The 20771-nt window shown below is 43.9% G+C and carries 18 protein-coding genes and 2 tRNA genes; 12 read left to right on the top strand and 8 right to left on the bottom strand.

The annotated features are described in order from the left end of the window. Position 1 precedes the first annotated feature (1 nt). The 3 genes from B4K26_RS10340 to B4K26_RS10350 form a co-directional block, all read right to left on the bottom strand. Positions 2 to 946 (bottom strand): DMT family transporter, encoded by a 945-nt coding sequence (locus tag B4K26_RS10340; protein WP_296245363.1) that lies wholly within the window; start codon positions 944 to 946, stop codon positions 2 to 4. Between the two features lie 86 nt (positions 947 to 1032). Beyond that, on the bottom strand, positions 1033 to 1539 hold the full coding sequence (locus B4K26_RS10345; protein WP_296245364.1) for a M48 family metallopeptidase: 507 nt from the start codon (positions 1537 to 1539) through the stop codon (positions 1033 to 1035). 50 nt (positions 1540 to 1589) lie between these two features. Continuing rightward, complete coding sequence (locus tag B4K26_RS10350; protein WP_296245365.1) at positions 1590 to 1934, bottom strand: DMT family transporter; 345 nt, start codon at positions 1932 to 1934, stop codon at positions 1590 to 1592. A gap of 514 nt (positions 1935 to 2448) precedes the next feature. Between B4K26_RS10350 and B4K26_RS10355 the strand changes: the two genes are divergently transcribed. The 3 genes from B4K26_RS10355 to B4K26_RS10365 all read left to right on the top strand — a co-directional run bounded on the left by B4K26_RS10355 (position 2449) and on the right by B4K26_RS10365 (position 4075). Beyond that, positions 2449 to 2524 (top strand) — tRNA-Asn (locus tag B4K26_RS10355). Between the two features lie 198 nt (positions 2525 to 2722). Beyond that, complete coding sequence (locus tag B4K26_RS10360; RefSeq protein ID WP_296245366.1) at positions 2723 to 3049, top strand: CopG family transcriptional regulator; 327 nt, start codon at positions 2723 to 2725, stop codon at positions 3047 to 3049. 294 nt (positions 3050 to 3343) lie between these two features. Then, positions 3344 to 4075: a hypothetical protein gene (locus B4K26_RS10365; RefSeq protein WP_296245368.1), complete on the top strand. Its 732-nt coding sequence runs from the start codon at positions 3344 to 3346 to the stop codon at positions 4073 to 4075. A gap of 129 nt (positions 4076 to 4204) precedes the next feature. On the opposite strand, the gene B4K26_RS10370 is transcribed toward B4K26_RS10365, so the two are convergent. The 3 genes from B4K26_RS10370 to B4K26_RS10380 form a co-directional block, all read right to left on the bottom strand. Continuing rightward, a tRNA-Ser gene (locus B4K26_RS10370) sits at positions 4205 to 4295 on the bottom strand. Between the two features lie 155 nt (positions 4296 to 4450). Next, on the bottom strand, positions 4451 to 5575 hold the full coding sequence (locus B4K26_RS10375; protein ID WP_296245389.1) for a type I glyceraldehyde-3-phosphate dehydrogenase: 1125 nt from the start codon (positions 5573 to 5575) through the stop codon (positions 4451 to 4453). A 218-nt stretch (positions 5576 to 5793) separates the two neighbouring features. Beyond that, positions 5794 to 7734, bottom strand: coding sequence for an AAA family ATPase (locus B4K26_RS10380; protein ID WP_296245369.1), 1941 nt, complete (start codon positions 7732 to 7734; stop codon positions 5794 to 5796). A gap of 273 nt (positions 7735 to 8007) precedes the next feature. On the opposite strand from B4K26_RS10380, the gene B4K26_RS10385 reads away from it, so the two are divergent. The 8 genes from B4K26_RS10385 to B4K26_RS10420 all read left to right on the top strand — a co-directional run bounded on the left by B4K26_RS10385 (position 8008) and on the right by B4K26_RS10420 (position 18197). After that, positions 8008 to 9534 carry an aldehyde dehydrogenase family protein gene (locus tag B4K26_RS10385; RefSeq protein WP_296245371.1) on the top strand — a complete coding sequence of 509 codons (1527 nt, stop codon included), beginning with the start codon at positions 8008 to 8010 and terminating at the stop codon, positions 9532 to 9534. 117 nt (positions 9535 to 9651) lie between these two features. Continuing rightward, on the top strand, positions 9652 to 9978 hold the full coding sequence (locus B4K26_RS10390; RefSeq protein WP_296245372.1) for a DUF779 domain-containing protein: 327 nt from the start codon (positions 9652 to 9654) through the stop codon (positions 9976 to 9978). 228 nt (positions 9979 to 10206) lie between these two features. Beyond that, entirely contained in the window at positions 10207 to 11853 is a 1647-nt protein-coding gene (locus tag B4K26_RS10395; RefSeq protein WP_296245373.1) for a GMC family oxidoreductase, read from the top strand. A 358-nt stretch (positions 11854 to 12211) separates the two neighbouring features. Further along, entirely contained in the window at positions 12212 to 13852 is a 1641-nt protein-coding gene (locus B4K26_RS10400) for an ABC transporter substrate-binding protein (RefSeq protein WP_296245374.1), read from the top strand. A 219-nt stretch (positions 13853 to 14071) separates the two neighbouring features. Next, entirely contained in the window at positions 14072 to 15088 is a 1017-nt protein-coding gene (locus B4K26_RS10405; RefSeq protein WP_296236668.1) for an ABC transporter permease, read from the top strand. A 143-nt stretch (positions 15089 to 15231) separates the two neighbouring features. Continuing rightward, positions 15232 to 16146 (top strand): ABC transporter permease, encoded by a 915-nt coding sequence (locus B4K26_RS10410; RefSeq protein WP_296245376.1) that lies wholly within the window; start codon positions 15232 to 15234, stop codon positions 16144 to 16146. Continuing rightward, on the top strand, positions 16147 to 17229 hold the full coding sequence (locus tag B4K26_RS10415) for an ABC transporter ATP-binding protein (protein WP_296245378.1): 1083 nt from the start codon (positions 16147 to 16149) through the stop codon (positions 17227 to 17229). It abuts the gene before it with no gap. Further along, positions 17226 to 18197, top strand: a complete 972-nt coding sequence (locus B4K26_RS10420; protein ID WP_296245379.1) for a peptide ABC transporter ATP-binding protein — start codon at positions 17226 to 17228, stop codon at positions 18195 to 18197. Before B4K26_RS10415 ends, B4K26_RS10420 begins: the two co-directional genes overlap by 4 nt. 26 nt (positions 18198 to 18223) lie before the next feature. Here the strand turns inward: B4K26_RS10420 and B4K26_RS10425 are convergent, their stop codons facing one another. Continuing rightward, a complete protein-coding gene (locus tag B4K26_RS10425; RefSeq protein WP_296245380.1) occupies positions 18224 to 19240 on the bottom strand; it encodes an NERD domain-containing protein in 1017 nt (338 codons plus the stop codon). A gap of 209 nt (positions 19241 to 19449) precedes the next feature. Between B4K26_RS10425 and B4K26_RS10430 the strand changes: the two genes are divergently transcribed. After that, complete coding sequence (locus B4K26_RS10430; protein ID WP_296245381.1) at positions 19450 to 20055, top strand: YceI family protein; 606 nt, start codon at positions 19450 to 19452, stop codon at positions 20053 to 20055. A 160-nt stretch (positions 20056 to 20215) separates the two neighbouring features. Here the strand turns inward: B4K26_RS10430 and B4K26_RS10435 are convergent, their stop codons facing one another. Continuing rightward, positions 20216 to 20536 carry a hypothetical protein gene (locus tag B4K26_RS10435; RefSeq protein ID WP_296245382.1) on the bottom strand — a complete coding sequence of 107 codons (321 nt, stop codon included), beginning with the start codon at positions 20534 to 20536 and terminating at the stop codon, positions 20216 to 20218. Positions 20537 to 20771 lie beyond the last annotated feature (235 nt).

The raw sequence follows: 20771 nt of genomic DNA on the forward strand, positions 1-20771 counted from the left end.
TTTACCGGTTCTGCTGGTTTGATGTCACCATTTTTACGCCGCCATAGGTCACTAAGACGACACCGAGCGCTATTAATGACGCTCCTAAAAACAACCCTTCTGGTGGATTTTCTCCTTGTAAAAAAATAGCAATCGGTACACCAACGACCGCCCCAACTGAACCTAATAAACTTAGCAGCACGGGGCCACCCGTTTTTTGCAGTAAAAATAGCAGCAAAAACTGACCGGCAAAAACGAATGCCTGCACCGCAATCAATCCCAGCGGTAACATTTCAGCTAGCGGAACTGCCAGTGAATAATTTGGCAGGATGCTGACGAAACCCAGCAGCATTGAAGCAGCTATTAGCATGCCCGGTGCCAACGCGCTTGGCGACAGATTGTCTGGCCAATATAGGGTGCGATAAATATTGCCAATCGCTAATAACACCGGACCACAAAGCGCCAGACCAATCCAAAATACGCTGGCATCGGGCGCAGCAAATTTACGCGCTGCCAGCACCCCTGCTCCGGCCAGTGCCGCGACCACGCCAAGCGCGCGCAGTTTGGTAAAACGCTCTATTCTCAAGACTATCGCTGCTAAATAAGTCAGTAGCGGCGGCAGAGAAATAATCAAGGCAACAAAACCTGCGCCGACATGTGGAATAGCGGAGAAAAAAATGAGATTTGAGCCAGCGACACTGACTAAGGCAGCAACCAAATAATAGCTTAGCGTTGGTTTGCTTAAAGGTGGTAGCTCGCGGCGTAGAAATGCATAACTAAATAAAATAAACGCCGCGCCAGTAATGGACCAAAAGAGAAAGGCTAGCGGCGTTAGCCCAACCTCGCCGGCAAACTTTGCTAAATTGGTAGAAATACCGATTAACCCGCCGCCAGCGATAAGACATAGCACAGGAATGAGCCACGCTTTTTTACCATTTACCATACCTTGCTGCGCTGACTCATTCATAGGTTACCTTACTCTTAAAACAGCGGCTTTATCCATAGTCAACAGTACTGTTATCCATTAACTTGGCCTAGCATTATTATTAGCTTTTATCTTATCAAGACAGATTCGCGTTCGCGCCAATGCAACCACAAACGGGTATCGAGCTCAAACTGATGATAATTAGGTTCCATATGACAGCAAAGCTGATAAAAGGCTTTGTTATGCTCTTGCTCTTTGAAATGCGCCAGCTCATGCACCACTATCATACGCAAAAATTCAGGCGGCGCTTCTTTAAACAGGCTAGCCACCGTGATGCTGTTATGCGATTTTAGCTTACTGCCTTGAACGCGCGATTGATACGTATGAATACCAAGCGCCTGTTTGAGTACGGCAAGCTTACTATTATAAGTCACTTGCGACAGCGGACTGCTTTTACGCATATACTGATTTTTAATCTCATTAATATAGCGGTATAACGCTTTATCGCTTTGTATTTGATGGCGATGGGGGTAATTTCTATCCAAATACTCACCCAATCTGCCCGTGTTAATCAGCGTCGCCGCTTGGCTTTGAATCTGCTCAGAATAATGAGCAATATATCTTAACGTGGTCAATGTAGTTATCCTTGACGTTTTATTTTTAACGACTAATAGTTAGTAATTACTTAATGCGCCACTGAATTAGACAATAAATTCATCACCACCACCCCACCAACAATCATAGCAATACCAATCACGGCTGCGGTATCAAGCGTTTGCTTAAAGAAAAACAGCCCCACCAATGAGGTTAATACGATACCAAGCCCGCCCCATAATGCATAGGCAATACCAATAGGAATGGTTTTTATGGTTTGGGTTAATAAATAAAAAGAAATCGCATACAGCACTGCCATAATAAGGGTAGGAATCAGGCGTGTGAATTGTTCTGACTTGACTAAAAAAGTGGTGCCAATGACTTCGCAAACAATAGCGGTGGCAAGGTAACCGTAAGCAATCATGGTTGGACTCATATTTAAGGCACCTATATTGATTAAAAAGCAATTGATTAGAAAATAATCGGTTAAAACGTGTTGCATGGCAGCAGATAACACTAAAACACAGCCAATTAAAGCAAAAGCGCTAAAGAAACCTCGGATGGCTATTTTATAGGTTTATAAGAATGCTTGAAATAGAGATTTTGAGGTTTACCGTAATATAAGGTTTTTCTTTAGTTTCAAACAGATAGTCCTCTCAAACCAGTTAATAACGTGACATCTATAATCTCTATCGAAGCCCAGCTTTTCACACGCTCTAAATACATTGTATTAGAGTTACTGATGAAAAAATTCAACCAAGCCGCCATTTTAAAAGTAAACTCACTCAATTTTATCCTGTTTATCATTATATTTATAATTTATCGCCTAATAAGGTTGACAGCCCATAACTACTTGGCTAAAATGTGCCCCACATAACGCAAACAAGATAAGCAATCGCTCCTACCAAAAGCTTTGTAAACTTGTTTTATTCACCGTTATGACAGCTTATTCTCCAATAGCTCAGTTGGTAGAGCAACGGACTGTTAATCCGTGTGTCCCTGGTTCGAGCCCAGGTTGGAGAGCCATATTCTAAAAAGCCTTCATCAGTTACTTGATGGAGGTTTTTTTATGGTCGCAGCTTTTAGTCGTTAATCACACCCAGCGCAATACTCATAAAGCGACGGTGTTCTTTTAGCGACTTTTGTTGTATGGTAAGAAGACTGTGACCAAGTTTGTTTTTGTCTGAGTGTTTTATTCCTACTCACTAAAAGTAATGGTTTATTATGATACCTGTTCGTATAAAAAATAGATTCTCTGATCACCCGCAAAAAATCACACGCCCGATCAGTATTCGCTTGTCTGAAGAAATGATTGAGCTTTTGACTGCCACTGCATCAGAGTTAGGTTTTAAACGTATCCAAGGCTTAATTCGTCTCTATATCCGTCAAGGTCTTGACCGTGACCATCAAGACTATACCCTCGCTCATGATGAAGTCTTTATCGAAACGTTACGCAAAAAAGGCGTCAGTCAACGCATTATTGATGAGGCAATTGTGGTGACTCACAATAATAATATCACTCATCCCTTATCTGAGCTTCAAGACGATTAAATAGAGAATTCTTATAATCATTAAAAAGACTGAGACCGCTGAATGGCGCTCGGTCTTTTTTTAACCCTTCATCCGGTCAACTGCCAATCTAATTAATAAACTTCCTTCTTTTCCCTCCTTTAAAAATCTTCTTAAAGAGCAGCAATCTATATTTAAGGATAAATAAACATACACAACCATCAAGGCCTATAGATTATGATAAGAGCCATGTCTGAGTATAAAACATGGGGCTGTCCTAGATAAGTAAAATAAAGTCTTAATGATTCATGCAGTTTCACAAGGAGGGATAAGAGGATGAGTTTATATAATCGTTTCAACAAAGTTATGTTATTAACACTCACTTTAGTGATGCTGCCTATTATCAATGGCTGCTCACAGCCGCAACCTGATGTGAGTAGTCAGACCATACCAACCAACTCTGATCATTGGCAAAAAAAGCTAGGGGGTACATTCGAGCGCCTGCCTGAGACTGATAGACAACTCTTAAGCCGATATATGCTCCGCATGAAGCTGAGCGGCGCTTATGAGTCAGGAGCAATGCCTCGCATTACCATCAAGCAAGCGCTGATTCAACAAAAGGAATATGAGCGCCTACATCCTAATAATCCAACGGGTAAGAAAAGCCCGATTGTGACCAGTGGGCAGTTAGGGACTGGCAATGCACAAAACTACTCTGTCGCTCTACTGCCTGTCAAAGCCAGTGATAGTGACAGTTTAAATCAAATAAAACTGCATTTTATGCTGTCAAATCATGGCAAAGTGGCGATTAAAAGCTTTAAAGGTAAATTTGCTATGAAAGACAAGCGCCTACCAAAAAGCAAAGTCTTTAACGTACCACTGACGCAGTTCAAACCGCCCATTGAGCCTGAACAAACTGGTAAGATCATTATTGAGAGTAGTATTGAAGATATTAATGTCATGCGCGCGATTAAAAATAACAGCGACATCAGTATTGAGATTAACGAAGGCAAGCTGGTTTTGGTACATGGACAAGAAATAGTATTCAAGCAATCGTTAGCAAAATAAGAAAGAACTTACATAGTCAGCTCGAAATAAGATCGATACGTTAATAACGGCGGGCGACTGATATAAACTTTCCTTTTTGTGCAGTCATGAAAAAAGCCCCAATCAGTTATTGATTGGGGCTTTTAAATTTGGCGGAGACGGAGAGATTCGAACTCTCGAAGGGCTATGAACCCTTGCCGGTTTTCAAGACCGGTGCATTCAACCGCTCTGCCACGTCTCCATTGGTGCATCATTATATAGATATCATCGCATAATGCAAGCAGTTGATATTAAAAAAATGAAATTAATTTACAGATGTTTTTAAATCAATAACTTACCGTTTGCTCAAAACTTTTTACTCAGTGCTTGATCTTACAATATTCACTCGGCGCTACTTTATTTACTTGAAGCGAGATGCAGACACATATCAAGCAGCCTATTGGCATAGCCCCATTCATTGTCGTACCAGGCAAAAACCTTATATTGCTCGCCTACTTGCATCAGCTGCTGCCCATCAATAATAAGCGATTCTGGCTGATGGATAAAATCACTGGAGACCAATGGCTCCTCAGTATAAGCCATGATGGTTATCAAATGACCAACGCTGGCAGCTTTTAATCTTTCTCGAACCGCCTCAACGCTGACGTTTGGCGTACTAAACAAAAACGTCACATCAATCGCCGCCACATCAATGGTAGGAACGCGAATGGAGTGACCATTTATCTTTCCTATCATTGCAGGCAATACGCGTTCTGTCGCGGCGATACTACTAGAGGTGGTTGGAATAATATTATAACCAGAGGCACGCGCCCGTCTTGGGTCGCGGTGCGCTTGGTCCAAAACCGTTTGATCAGCAGTCACAGCATGAATCTCGGTCATCATTGCTGACTTTACCCCAAATGCCTTATCGAGCGTAGCAATCAGCGGCACCAACGCCTGCGTGGTACAAGAAACGCTCGATATAATGGGTAGTGCCCGCGTTAGCTCGTCGGTATTCACGCCCATTACAATACAAGCATCGACAGTGTCAAAGGGCGCGGCACCAATAATCACTTGCTGCGCGCCCGCCGCAATATGTAGCTGCGCTTGCTCGTAAGAACGAAAATGCCCTGTACACTCTAGCACCACATCGATGCCAAGCGCTCGCCAAGGTAGGTTTTTTGGATCAGGCTCTGAGAGCATTTTGATACAGTAAGTCAGATTGTTTTTAGTCAGACACAGCTGAGTGTTGTTGCCGCTGCTATTATCGTTACTGCTCTCGGTTTCATTACTGCTCTTGGTTTCATTGTCTAAAACCTCAGCACTGACGCCAAGTCGACTCAGACGGCCATGGGTACTATCGAATTTTAACAAATGTAATAAAATATCAGCCGGTGCCAAATCGTTAATCGCAACCACATGAATAGCGCGTCCTAACACCTCAAAGCGCTCTAGCAATGCGCGCAAGACATTACGCCCTATACGGCCAAAGCCATTAATAGCAATCCTCAAGGGCTGGGTATGCTCGTCTGTCGCATGCATAAGGGTTACTCTAGGATCAGCGTTTAATTGGTAAGTTGCGCTAGAAAAATCAGGCATAACATCAGACATACAAGGCCCTGCTATCAGAGGTACTACTATAAAAATATCGCCATAATGGGATATAAAAAGAATGACACGCGAGCTCTACACCATATCTACATGCTCGAACCATAGCAACACGACAATGCTATTGGCAAGTTTTTATCCCGCTCTAGATACTAAGGCGTAATAAAAATTAATGCCAAACGAATGGTATTATAATCAATCGCTTGCTTTAGATGCTCAAAGATTGGACGCAGCTTAATACTACCATCATCATTAAAATCATTTGGGTTATTGGCAACTCTAATCGCCACATACGCATTGCCAACCGCTGTCATCACCTCATCGTCTGGACGCAAATGATCACAAGCCAGGCTTGGATCTTGCGATTTTAGTTCAGCAATGTGGCGCATAATAGTGGATTGTGACAGCTGACGCGATTGCGAAATCTCCGCAATCGACAAGCTCTCTTCTAGTAGTATTCGTGTGGCTAGCAAGGTACTATCCGACTTATCAGAAACTTGGTTGCCAAGTTTTTGTTTTTTCTCTATCTGCGCTTGCTGTTGCTCACGGCGTTTTTTCTGCAAATTGGCATAAGCGTCAATCACCGACTTACTAAGCGTTCCGCCTGATTTTAGAATAAATTTCTCATGCGCCTGCGTCATACTTTCTTCATCGAGCATCGCATAATTGGCATCAGCTTCCTCCGACAGCGCCAAAAATCGTTTGTCGGCGCCGCGTGCCAATGGGTCGAGCTGCAAGCTCATATCATTCATGCCGAGCAGTTGCAGACCTGCCAGCGACTTTAATCGTGACAACGCAACATAACCTTGTCCAAGCTCAAAGGTACGCGACAAATCAATCTCTGCCGCCTCAAGGGTCATGCCTTGCGATTTATGAATGGTAATCGCCCACGCCAGACATAACGGCACTTGTAAGTAGCTTGCCAGCACATCACCCGTCTCATCTTCGATAATCCATTCTTCAGGCTCAGCGACGACTTCACGACCCGAGTTTAGTCGAACCACGGGCATTTTTTGCGTGGTTGGTTTTTTGGTTTTTGGCGGCTTTTTATCACTGGCTTTATCTTTTTTAGCTTTGTTTTTTATACTCTTAGCAGTATCAGTATCGCTTTCAGTACTTTCCTCACTACTTTCAATTAAATCATCGCTAGTATCTTTACTATCATCGATTTTTACCGCGGCAAAACCAATCAGCTCACCCATCGTCCCGTTAGAGACGCCAAGCTCGCCATTGTTTTTGATAAACATCACTTTGGCGCCGACCTTTAATACCAAATCATCTTGGGTACGAACCGTCTTTTTAAGGGTTTCAACCAATTTGCTATCGCCAGTCGAGGTGGCTTCAAAGCGCATCATCTCGCCATCTAAGGCGGCAAGCTCTTTGTCATTGATTTTATTAACGTTGAGGTTATGGGTATAAAGACGGGTACGCTTGATATCGACATTTTGATCGAAGGTAGCCTCCAGCGCAGCAATGGCTTCAAAGGTAACTTCTTGACGGCGAATTTGATTGAGAATATCGTCTAAATCAAGTCCACCATTTGCCGCTTCGCTCACTTGACGATGTTGCTCAGACAAGTAGCAAATGTGAAACTTGGCATCGAGCCACGCTTCACTCATAAAAGCAAACTTTTCACGATTGGTTTCGCCTTTACTCCCAATCGGTGGCAGCTGAAAAAAGTCACCCGCAACAACGACCTGAATACCGCCAAAAGCTTTGTCATTTTTACGCACATACTTTAAAACTTGGCTGACCAAATTAAGCTGCTTGGCATGCAGCATCGATATCTCATCAATGATGAGCACCGCGGTATCCTTTAATCGGTCTGCCAAAAATTGCTTTCGGGATAAATTGGCCAAATCGCGATCAGATAACTCGTCTTTAATCCCAATACCCGACCAACTATGAATGGTGGTGCCGTTCATGTGGGTGGCAGCAATTCCGGTACTAGCCGTGACGGCAACGGGGACACGGCGCGCGCGTAGATAATCGATATATTGGTTGAGCGTATAAGTCTTACCTGAACCTGCTGAGCCAGTCAAAAACACATTTTGACCTGTTTTTAAGATATCGAGAGCAGAAGATTGACGCATATATCCAAACCAATTAAATGAATAGTAATAAAAAAAAGGGCATAAAAACGGATTAGGGGGAAAAGCTATCAACAATTATAACAGCTGAACCGACTTTGCGAACCATTTTAACCGTTAACCTGTTAATAACTTAAAGTTATATGATACAAAATATATCATTATAAAAAGTCATTATCGCTTCAAGCAAAAGCTCAGTACGATAGGAAGATAGCTTGGTCAGGATGGCCAGGTATCTATGTTCAAGCCACCATAATACCCAACAAGGAATCGTTCATGTTATACGCTTATCCCAATACTGAAAACAGTCCCGTCCAATTCCGCGAAAAATATGACAACTTTATCAATGGTGAGTGGGTTGCGCCAGTCGATGGCGAGTACTTTGATAACCCAAGCCCAATCGATGGCAAAATCATTTGCCAAGTAGCGCGCTCAAAAGAAGCCGATATCGAAAAAGCCTTAGACGCCGCACACGCTGCCAAGGATGCTTGGGGCAAAACCAGCGTCACTGAACGCGCAAATTTGCTACTAAAAATCGCGGATAAAATGGAAGCCAATCTAGAGGCTATCGCCATTGCCGAATGCTATGAAAACGGCAAGCCAGTGCGCGAGACGCTCATGGCAGATATTCCATTAGCCATCGATCAATTCCGTTATTTTGCCAGCGCCATTCGTGCGCAAGAAGGCGGCATCAGTCAAATTGATGAAGACACCGTTGCTTATCATTTCCATGAGCCGCTTGGCGTGGTCGGCCAAATTATCCCATGGAACTTCCCGATTTTAATGGCCGTTTGGAAAATCGCCCCGGCCCTCGCCGCTGGTAACTGTATCGTTATGAAGCCTGCTGAGCAAACGCCTGCTTCTATCTTATTTATGTTAGAAACTATCGGCATTGCTGATTTATTACCAAAAGGCGTGCTTAATATTGTCAACGGTTTTGGCGTTGAAGCTGGTAAACCACTGGCCTCTAACCCACGAATTAATAAAGTGGCGTTTACTGGTGAGACCACCACTGGTCGCCTTATCATGCAATACGCCAGTGAAAACATCATTCCAGTGACACTAGAGCTTGGTGGTAAAAGCCCAAATATCTTCTTTGCCGATATCATGGATGAAGACGATGACTTCTTAGATAAAGCAGTAGAAGGTTTGGTCATGTTCGCCCTAAACCAAGGTGAGGTCTGTACCTGCCCATCTCGTGCGCTGGTACATGAAAGCATTTATGATGAATTCATGAAACGCTGTATCGCCCGTGTCGAAGCCATCAAAATGGGTAATCCATTAGATACTGACACCATGATTGGCGCGCAAGCAAGCTCAGACCAGTTAGAAAAAATCCTCTCTTATTTGGATATCGGTAAAAAAGAAGGCGCAAAAGTCTTGGTTGGCGGCGAGCAAGCCAAGCACGATAACGACTTAGCAGAAGGTTATTATGTGAAGCCGACCATCTTTGAAGGCACCAACGATATGCGCGTGTTCCAAGAAGAGATCTTTGGACCGGTACTTGCCGTCACCAAGTTTAAAGACGATGAAGAAGCCATGAGCATTGCCAACGATACCTTATATGGCCTCGGCGCAGGAATTTGGACTCGTAGCGTTCATAAAGCTTATCGTTTTGGTCGCGGTATCCAAGCAGGCCGCGTTTGGACCAACTGTTATCACATTTATCCATCGCACGCCGCCTTTGGTGGTTATAAGCAGTCGGGTATCGGCCGTGAAAACCATCTGATGATGCTCGATCATTATCAGCAAACCAAAAACATGCTGGTATCGTATAGTCCTAAGAAGATGGGCTTCTTTTAGATCATTCTTTGCATATTGTTAAATGAACCAATGCAATCTGTCGCAAGGTAGATTGCATTTTTGCCTTAATAAAGCATTAATAAGCATAAACTGCTCATAAGTGATAAGGAGTTCATAATGAAAGTGACGGCGACAGATTCCTGTAAAGCGCTCATTGAATTATTAAAGTCTAAACATGGCGATCTGATGTTTCATCAATCTGGTGGCTGCTGCGATGGTAGCTCGCCGATGTGCTATCCACTGGGCGAGTTTAAAGTAGGCGGTCAAGATGTGTTGGTTGGCGAGCTGGCGGGCTGTCCTTTTTATATGGGAAAAGCGCAGTATAAACTTTGGCAACACACCGATTTAACCATCGATGTGGTCGCTGGGCGCGGGGCAAGTTTTTCGCTAGAAATCCCCGAGGGCAAGCGCTTTATCGTGCGCTCTGAGATATGTGCGGTATAGCAGATTCATGGTAAAAAACGCTATATGCTTTAAATAGACGCTTTGAAATATTTACAGCTCGATATGTATAGTAAGTAAGAAAAACTTCTATCAGCACAGTTCCATTTCAAAGGCATCTGCTTTATATTGAACTGACTCTATTATTTCAGTGACCTAATAGATACGGTAAAACGTCAGCTATTTTAATCAGTACGTTTTAATAAGCATGGATGCTAAAAGGAAGATAATATGGAAGTTGATCCAAAATTTGACTACATCATCGTGGGCGGCGGTTCTGCGGGCTGCGTACTTGCCAGCCGTCTGACAGAAAATCCCGATATCAGTGTTTGTTTATTGGAGTACGGCGGCGAAGGCAAAGATCTCGCCATCCGCGTACCAGCAGGTTTAATCCTTTTAGTCCCAGGAAAACCGTTAAAATTAAACAATTGGTGCTTTCATACTACTCCGCAAACCCATCTTAATAATCGACGCGGCTTTCAACCACGCGGTCAATGTTTGGGCGGCTCATCCGCCATTAATGCGATGATTTATACTCGTGGTAGCGCGCTTGATTATGAACGCTGGGTTGAGCAAGGCTGCGAAGGTTGGGGTTTTGACGATGTCCTCCCCTACTTTATCAAGGCCGAAAACAATGTCCACGGCGCAGACGAGCTACATGGCGATAGTGGTCCCTTGCATGTCAGCGATTTATTAAGCCCGCGTGAAATCTCAAAAGCATTTGTAGAGGCAGCCGTCGCCAATGGCTTGGACCACAATCAAGACTTTAATGGCAAAAAGCAAGACGGCGCAGGGTTGTATCAAGTCACCCACTTTCATGGCGAAAAGCAAGGTCAACGTTGTTCTGCTGCTGCCGCCTATTTACACCCTGTGCAAAAAACTCGTTCAAATTTAACTGTCATTACTCACGCGCAAGCCAACCGCGTCATCTTTGAAAATAAACGAGCCGTTGGCGTCGCTTATGAAAAAGATGGCGTCGAGCATACGGTAATGGCGCGTCAGGAAGTTATTTTGTCAGGTGGCGCTTTTGGTTCGCCGAAAGTTCTGATGCTGTCTGGTATTGGTCCCGCTGAGCATTTACAGTCGCATGGAATCGATGTGTTGGTCGACGCGCCTGATGTTGGCGGTAATTTACAAGATCATTTAGACGTGGTTTTTGATTATGAGGTCAATACCACCGATGTTATCGGTATTGGTATGGCAACGCTCTCAACCTTGACCAAAAGTATTCGACAGTGGAGAAAAGATGGTACTGGTTTACTCTCTACCAACTATGCCGAAGCGGGTGCGTTCTTTAGCGTCGGTGATGCCCCAAAAGAGTGGCCAAATACCCAGCTGCATTTTGTGATATCTCGCGTCATTGAACACGGTCGTGACCTCAGACGCGGCTTTGCCATCTCGTGTCATGCCTGTTATTTGCGCCCTGAAAGCCGCGGTACGGTTAGGCTCGCGTCAGCCGACCCCTCAGAGTGCGTATTGATTGATCCAAACTTTCTCTCACATCCTAAAGACGTAGAGTATATGGTCGCTGGTGCGGAGCGTACCCGCGCTATTATGCAAGAAGCGCCCATCGCCAAATATATCACCGAAGATTACCCTGCCCCTTATATCGAAAAAGACGGTATGCTTGGCTATATTCGTAATAAGTCAGATACCATCTATCATCCTATCGGCACTTGTCGAATGGGTTCAGATGACAAATCTGTGGTTGATTTAGAACTCAAGGTGCGCGGCGTGAGCGGCTTACGGGTTATTGATGCATCCGTGATGCCGACACTAATCAGCGCCAATACCAATGCGCCAACGATTATGATTGCGGAGAAGATGGCCGACTTGATTAAAGCAAACCACAATCACGTTGAGCAAGTCGCGTCATAAAATACCAAAGGATAAATGTTTTATACGGGCGCTTTTATTTAACAAGCCCACCTATTAAAGATTGGCGCTTAGATTCAAAAATACAGATATTAAAATGGAACATTTTCTATCAAATTAAATAATAGATACCTTGCGTTACAACTGCGTAAGGTAGTATATTTAAACCAATTATTTATATTGCTATTTATTGCAGTCTGCAATTTGAGTTAATAACACCTGATTCATTTTCATTTTGCATACTATAAATACTTTATTTATAAACACTTTAAAAGGAATTAGAAGCTCGTTAATTATATAGGGTTCGCTTATGAACCTATAGATATGTTGGCGACTACTTATCATTACATAGGATGTAAGAATGCAAAAATCACTCTTCAAACTGACCCTGTTAGCGACGGTTATCTTGGGAATCAGTGCCTGTAGCGGCGACAACAAAACCACCGATGACTCTGCTGCCAGCTCAGGCGCCAAAGGCGCAAAAACCTTGCTTTATTGCTCAGAAGGTAGCCCTGCTGGCTTTGACCCAGCGCAGTATACGGCAGGAACTGATTTTGATGCCAGTGCCTATCCTATCTACAACGGCCTAGTAGAATTTAAAAGAGATGGTACCGAGATTCAGCCAGCATTAGCCGAAAGTTGGGATATCAGTGAAGATGGCAAAACTTATACCTTCAATCTGCGTAAAGGCGTCAAGTTTGGTAAAACCGATTACTTTACCCCGACCCGTGATTTTAACGCTGACGATGTTGTTTTTACCCTAGAACGTCTCACCAACCCAGAATTTGAATTTAACAAAGCGTATCCTGCTGAATTCCCGTATTCGGTCGGTATGGGGTTGCCTGACCTTATCTCTAATATCGAAAAAGTTGACGACAATACCGTCAAAGTCACCCTAAGTGAAACCAACGCTCCGTTTTTACAAAACCTAGCAATGGCCTTTGCTTATATCGATTCTGCTGAGTACGCTGACAAATTAATGGCGGCTGGTAACGCGGCTGATATTAATAATAAGCCAGTTGGTACTGGTCCTTTCGTCTTTACCTCTTATCAGAAAGATGCGCAAATCCGCTATAGCAAAAACCCAGACTATTGGAACAAAGATGACATTCATATTGATAATTTAGTGTTTGTCATCACCAAAGACTCAGCCGTGCGCGCGCAAAAGGTGCAGGCTGGTGAATGTCATGTATCTGCTTATCCAAAACCTGCTGAAATCGATTCTGTCAGAAAATCGGGTAAGGTCACAGTGCTTGATCAACCGGGCTTTAACGTTGGTTATGTCGGCTATAACGTTGAAAAACCGAAGCTTAGCGACCTTAAAGTTCGTCAAGCGTTAGATATGGCTATTAACAAAGACGCTATCATCAATGCGGTCTACCAAAGTGAAGGGGTTAAAGCAACCAATCCTATGCCACCAACGCAGTGGGGTTACGATGAATCGATTAAAGATGCGCCTTATGATGTCGAAAAAGCCAAAACCCTTATCAAAGAAGCAGGTGCTGATAACCTAGCTATCAACTTATGGTATATGCCGGTTCAGCGTCCCTATAACCCAAATGCCAAGCTCATGGCTGAAATGCTACAAGCAGATTGGGCCAAGATTGGCGTCGATACCAAGCTTGTCACTTACGAATGGGGTGAGTACTTAAAACGCGCCGCGAAAGGTGAGCCTGATGTGATTTTAGCGGGCTGGACAGGTGACAACGGCGATCCTGATAACTGGCTTGGCTCGCTATTATCTTGTGATGCGGTCGGTGGTAATAACTACTCGCGCTGGTGTAATAAAGATTTTGATAATTTAGTGACCAGTGCCCGTCAGATTACCAACCAAGATGAGCGTGTCGATGATTATGTAAAAGCTCAGCAGATATTTAAAGAGCAGCTGCCTTGGACGACGATGGCGCATTCGGTCGTCACCGTATTCACCGCACCAAACGTTGTCGATTATAAAATCAGTCCGCTTGGTGCCATACGCTTCGATGGTGTGAAAGTTGAATAGCAGCCACTCATAAAGTCCGGAACGACAGGCACAGTTATTTAATCGGTATTCGGCTGGTCAGACGTTTTGTTTGTTCCAGCCGAATTTCTATAAGTTCAGCATCCTGTTACGCGCTTTGCTCAACATTTTGTCGCGGACCTTCTCATTACTGCTAACGCTTTAATATTCGATTTATAACTTTTGCACCGTAACTATTGAACCACAACAATTGAGCAGCCCATGCTACTTTATATTCTGCGTCGAATTGCTATTTTAATTCCTGTTTATCTTGGCTTAACGCTATCCACTTTTACTCTGATTCGTCTCGTTCCTGGAGATGCTGTCGAGATTATGATGGGTGAGCGAATGGTCGATCCAGAGCTGCATGCTCGCGCTCTAGAAAGACTCGGATTGGATAAACCTCTCATCGTCCAATATTGGGATTACTTATCCGGTATATTGACCGGTGATTTTGGGGCATCCTTTCGAACGCGCGCCCCAGTATTACAAGACTTCTTTGCCCATTTTGTCCCAACACTAGAGCTTGCGGTATGTGCCATTATCATTGCTAGTGTCGTCGGTGTCAGCTTAGGTATCTTTGCAGCGCTGCGCCGCGGTACGTGGATTGATTACACATTGATGTCAGGTGCGCTGGCGGGATACTCGATGCCTATCTATTTATTAGGGCCTATCCTGACGGGTATATTTGCCCATTATTTAGGCCTGTTACCTGTCGCTGGAGTTATTTCTGTCGCTCAGTTTTTAGATGTCCATCCACTCTATGGCTCATGGCTATTAGGTTCTCTAACCTCCGGTGAGCCTGGCGCATTTTGGAACGTGGTAAAACATTTTATTTTGCCTTCTATTGCTTTATCGACCATTCCACTCGCGATGATTGCGCGGATGACGCGCTCGGCAATGCTAGAGGTATTGGATGAAGACTATGTGCGCACGGCACGTGCCAAAGGCTTATCGCCACGCCGAGTGATATTGGTACACGTGATGCGCAATGCCTTGATTACTGTCGTCACTGTGATTGGCTTACAAATGGCGACCTTGCTCGCTGGCGCGATTATCACCGAGACCATCTTTAGTTGGCCGGGCGTTGGTAATTGGCTTCTCGATGGCTTTTTTACCCGTGATTATCCTATTGTACAGAACGGTATCTTATTGGTCGCCACCGCCTTGATTTTAGTCAGCTTATTTATTGACATTTTGTATGGTCTGATCAATCCGCGTATTCGACATACCTCATAATTTGATAATGATAAATACCCATATTATAAATAGTGGCGTTAAATGCCTATATGATTTAGAGCAATTTTTAGCAAGTCCTCTGCCCTTTTTTTCAGGAATGAGGCTCTAAGTGCTCTTAGCGCTGGCCACTATAGGAACTACTCATGAAGCCTTCTGTTCTTCCCTCAGATCTTAATCTGATAGCCGCTACTCCGCCGTCATCTTTGCAGTTATTTTTGTCGACGTTTTGCCGAAATAAAGGCGCGGTACTGGGTTTTCTTGTCTTAGCCTTAATGGTCATTATTGCTGTACTTGCGCCCGCCCTCGCGCCGCATGACCCTTATGAATTATTTACCGGCCAAGAGCAATTACCACCAGCCTTTCTAAGCGGTGGCGATACCATGTTTTGGCTTGGTACTGATGATGCCGGCCGAGATACGTTATCGCGGGTAATGTATGGCGCGCGTTATTCTTTATTTATCGGTCTGAGCGCGACCACCCTTGCGATGCTGGTCGGTATCACTTTAGGGCTTAGCGCTGCGTTTTGGCCAAAGGTTTGGGGCAAAGCGGTGATGCTGGTCAATGATATTTTGATGTCTTATCCAAGCTTGCTATTGGCCATCATTATTGCGGCCATCTTAGGCCCTTCTATGACCAATACTATTATCACCATTGCACTGGTTTGCACGCCGCCGTTTATTCGTCTAACACGAGCAACGGCGATGGTAGAGCTACAGCGTGAGTACTTTATCGCCTCGCAAGTGATGGGTGCTGGCGTACTAAGATTATTATTTATCACCATTTTACCCAACTGTATGGCGCCGCTTATCGTTCAGGCAACGATGATCTTTTCCTCTGCTATTTTAGAAGCAGGGGCGATTGGTTTCTTAGGCTTTGGCGTCCAACCACCAGATGCCGAATGGGGCGCGATGCTCGGTACGGCGCGGCAATACATTCAAAGTAATGTTTGGCTTGCCATTTGGCCCGGTGTCGCTATTTTCTTAGCTGCTCTGTCGATTAACTTGACAGGCGATGGCCTGCGCGATGCGCTAGATCCAAAATTAAAGCAGGTGACCTAAATGACTGATACATTAAATGCAACCACTACCACTGACACTTCGATGAATGGTTCATTAACAAAAGAAACGCCGTTATTATTGGATATTGAAAATCTTTCGGTTACCTTTGGTCAAGGTGCGCGTGCTTTTCGCGCCGTCGATGATGTGTCATTGAAAGTCACCCAAGGCGAAGTCATCGCCGTTGTTGGTGAATCTGGCTCGGGAAAGTCGGTCACCATGATGGCGCTCATGGGCTTATTGCCGCCTTCTGCGACGGTTCGCGCGCAGCGGGTGATGTTTGATAATAAAGACATGCTCAGTATGTCCGCAAAAGAAAAACGCGGCATCATTGGCAAAGACATTTCTATGATTTTTCAAAATGCGATGTCTTGCTTGAACCCAAGCTTTACGGTTGAGATGCAATTGGGTGAAGTGCTACGTAAGCATCTTGGACTGCGCGGTTCGGCAGTTCGCTCGCGCATATTAGAGCTGCTCGAGTTGGTTGAGATGCCCGATGCTAAGAATCGGCTAAAAGTTTATCCGCATCAATTATCGGGCGGTATGAGTCAGCGTATTATGATAGCGATGGCTATTGCTTGTGAGCCAAAACTACTCATCGCGGATGAACCAACCACGGCGCTTGATGTCACCGTACAAGCGCAAATCATGGATTTGCTTGGCCGCTTACAACGCGAAAAACAGATGGCCATGGTATTAATTACCCATGATTTGGGTCTGGTCGCGCAAAATTCACGTGATGTTGCCGTCATGTATGCAGGACAAGTGGTTGAAACCAGTACAGTGCCAGAGATTTTCCAAAATCCTACTCATCCTTATACCGATGCCTTGCTGCAAGCCATTCCTGAATTGGCGATTGGTCAAGACAGACTCAACAGTTTGCCGGGTGTGGTGCCAAGCCAATATGACCGCCCAAGCGGCTGCTTGCTCTCCCCTCGTTGTCCGTATAAAGAAGCCGCTTGCGAAGTGCCACCGCCTATTTTAGATACGCCTAATGGCAAAGTACGCTGTATTCACTCCGAACTACCAAGCTTACCTACTCGCATTTCTACCCCGCATCCTGCTACTTTGGAGTCCCAAGCATGAGTCATAAAGTGGTCTTAAAAGCAGACAATCTACACAAGCATTACCCAGTATCCCAAGGGTTGGGAAAACCAAAAGCTCATGTGAAAGCGCTAAATGGCATCTCGTTTGAGCTTGAAGCGGGCAAAACGCTTGCCGTCGTTGGTGAGTCGGGCTGCGGTAAATCTACCCTTGCTCGTCAATTGACCCTGATCGAAGAGCCTACTGATGGTGAGCTATTTATCAACGATGAGGCGACAACTGGCTATAGTAGAAAAGCGTTAAAAGAGTTGCGAACCGAGATTCAGATGGTTTTTCAAAATCCTTATGGCAGCTTGAATCCGCGCCATACGATCGGTTATCAATTGACTGAGCCATTAGATATCCATACCAAGCTATCAAAGGAAGAAAAACGCGAAAAAATAAATGAGATGATGAGAAATGTCGGCCTACGTCCCGAGCATGCAGGGCGTTTTCCCCATATGTTTTCAGGTGGCCAGCGCCAACGTATTGCGCTCGCCCGCGCGATGATGCTCAATCCAAAAATTGTCGTCGCTGATGAACCAACCTCCGCGCTCGATGTGTCGATTCAAGCGCAAGTATTAAACTTATTCATGGATTTGCAGGACGAATATCACACTGCTTACGTTTTTATTTCGCACAACTTATCAGTAGTCCGTCATGTTGCTGATGACGTGATGGTGATGTATTTAGGTCAAGCGGTTGAGCATGGACCAAAAGAAGCGATTTATAATGCGCCAAAGCATCCTTATACCATTGCTTTATTGGCAGCGGCGCCCACTGTGAATGGTCATAAGAATGATTTAACGCTGCAAGGTGAGCTTCCAAGTCCGCTAAATCCGCCAAGTGGTTGCGCGTTGCATAAACGCTGCCCTTATGCCAAACCAAAATGCAGTGAAGTCGAGCCACAGCTGCGGGAGTGGGATGGCCGGTTGGTTGCTTGTTTACGCTTAGAAGAGATATACGGATAAAATAGCCGTCCGTTTATTAAGATGCGTTAAGCATTTATCACACCGCGACATTTTGGAAATTGACAACAGCCAAAAAAGTGCTGGCCTTGATGCGCGCCTTTTTTGGCGATTCGCTGAACCATCTCACCACTGCACTTAGGGCATTTTGGAAAAGTGGGAATATCCTCGTTACTGACAGGAGTAACGGGTTGCTTTGTTATCGAAGATTGCTGAGTTTGAGGTTCAGACTCTACAATTTTAAACGGGGTAATAAAGACTTGTTTAACGTTATTGTTATTATTAAGTACTTCAGTGCTAGGCAGTACATTGATAGAGGGAACCGTCGATGTATTAAAATCTGACTGTTCAACCTGCGTTTGACCAGACCAGCGAGCATACTCTTTAACTTCGGTTCTAATTGGCGCGTCTGCTTGAGGACTTGATTGTTCTGTCAAACTCGCATTTAGCTTCAATTTTTTTGACTTGCTAGCATTACTATGCTTATCTTTCAAATAAGCTTTATGCGCCCTGTTAGTGCGCCAAGACTTGCTAAATCGATTGCTCTCAATTTGTTCAACGATCGCTTTGACTTCTCCATCGTTAAGTATCTTATTCTGCTTTTTCTTAATATAAGAAACCATACCGCTCGTCAATACATGCTCAGGTAGTTCATCGCGAGTTTTAAGCTCACACTCCCCAATAAATGCAATCATCGAATGAAAATAACTCATCTCCAGTTCTAATAAATCAGACAGCGTTTTTATATGTAGATAATTTTGGTGCAGTGGATTTTGGAATTTATATTTGCGCCCATTCGGAAAGGCTTGGGTCCATTGTCGTTGTCTTTCGTTACCATATATCCAGCCTTTATAGTTCTTGGTTTCGATAACAAAGATGCCATACCTAGAGACGATAACATGGTCAATTTGGGTACTACCACCATCCGCTAATGGCAAAGTGATATTGTTTAAACGATGATACACGTCTTTATCAAGTTTTAGCCACATGGCCACATTGATGACGGTCTCGCCGACGATACCTTTAAAGCTGGACATCAAAGACATGGTTTTCTACTATATAAAAAGTCAAATTGGTTATTTTAAGCGATAAGCTCTTGGAAGGCGTACTTCTAAATCGCTCATAACTTTAATAATACATTGAAACAGCACAATTGTAGTAGGCTATCGCATGATTATTTAAGCTATAACGCTCAGTCATGCTCTAAAAGCATGTTCAATACTGACGACTTTATTACTACCCTTGGATCATACGTATGAATACTCGCGCCGCCTCTTTGCTAAAAATTACGCTTGGTACCTCTTTATTGTTATCTCTACCAATAATGGGACAGGCCGCTAGTACGACACCACAAAAATGGAAGCTGGATGTACCAAAAACCAGCGCAGATTTTGAGGTCAAATACTTAGGCAAGGCGACCACTGACGGTAAGTTTCGTAAGGTAAACGGCGCCATCAATTATGACGTCAGAAAGCCTGCCAGTACGACCATTAATTTTACCGTACATACCGATAGCATCGACACCGAGCGCCGCCTACGCGATAGTTTTTTGCGCCGAAAAGAGTTGCTCAATACCCAGCAATATCCAACGATGACGTTTGTCTCAAAAAAAGTCACGATGATTACCCCTAAAGAAGCCAATGTCACAGGCGATTTTACCGCCTTGGGTCAAACCAAACCGTTAACGGTAAGAGTCACTCTATCGGATGTCGAGATTGACCCTGTGACCTCTCAACCAACGTTAAAGTTTCGCGCAACGGGTATGGTAGACCGCTATAATTACGGGGTGACAGCCTTCCCAAAATTGATTAGCAATATCATCCCGCTTGAGATATCAGGAAAGTTGATTGCTGCGAATTGATTAAGTGACAAAAAACCCAACTTAGAAATTCTAAGTTGGGTAGATAACATTATAGATTTTCAAGACGTTCTTTACAGAAACGTTTAATTATTTAAAAACATTATGACCTAAAAATGACTCGAAAACCTATTGCATCTTAAGACTATATTTTCTAACGTTTTTAGTACTGCCATATTTGCTCTTCTGCTATGCCAGTTTTGTCTATTTTATTTCTTCTTTTCTGAATTTTAGTATCTATTTTTTCTTGCTTTTTCATCGCCTTTTGGTTGATATCGTCTATCATTGCCTGAATCTTTTTATCAATTTTATCTTGTTCTTTTTGACGCTGCTTGTCTACTTTATCCAGCTCTTTTTGACGCACCTTGTCTATTTTATCTTGCTCTTTTTGACGCTGCAAATTCAGCTTACTTAGCTTTTTTTTGACCTTTTTACTTAACGTAATATCATTTTTGGCTGATTTATTGGCAGGTTTATTCGACATGACGGCTCTCCTTAGTCGTATTTCACAAAACACTTAGATACTTGATGGTAAGTCAATCCTCATGTCTAATCAACGTGCCAGTACAAAACGGCTACATGTCATTAAGCTCTGTTTAGTTCAGGAAACTAGATATAACACTACTAACGTTCGACTATAAAAAGTTTATTTTATTTGAAAATCATAGAGAGCCAAGAGACAAAAAAATTAGCCTCGATATCTGCTGCTTTAAAAGTGG

Origin of the sequence: Psychrobacter sp. UBA6766 (assembly GCF_002453355.1) — a bacterium.
GTDB lineage: Bacteria > Pseudomonadota > Gammaproteobacteria > Pseudomonadales > Moraxellaceae > Psychrobacter.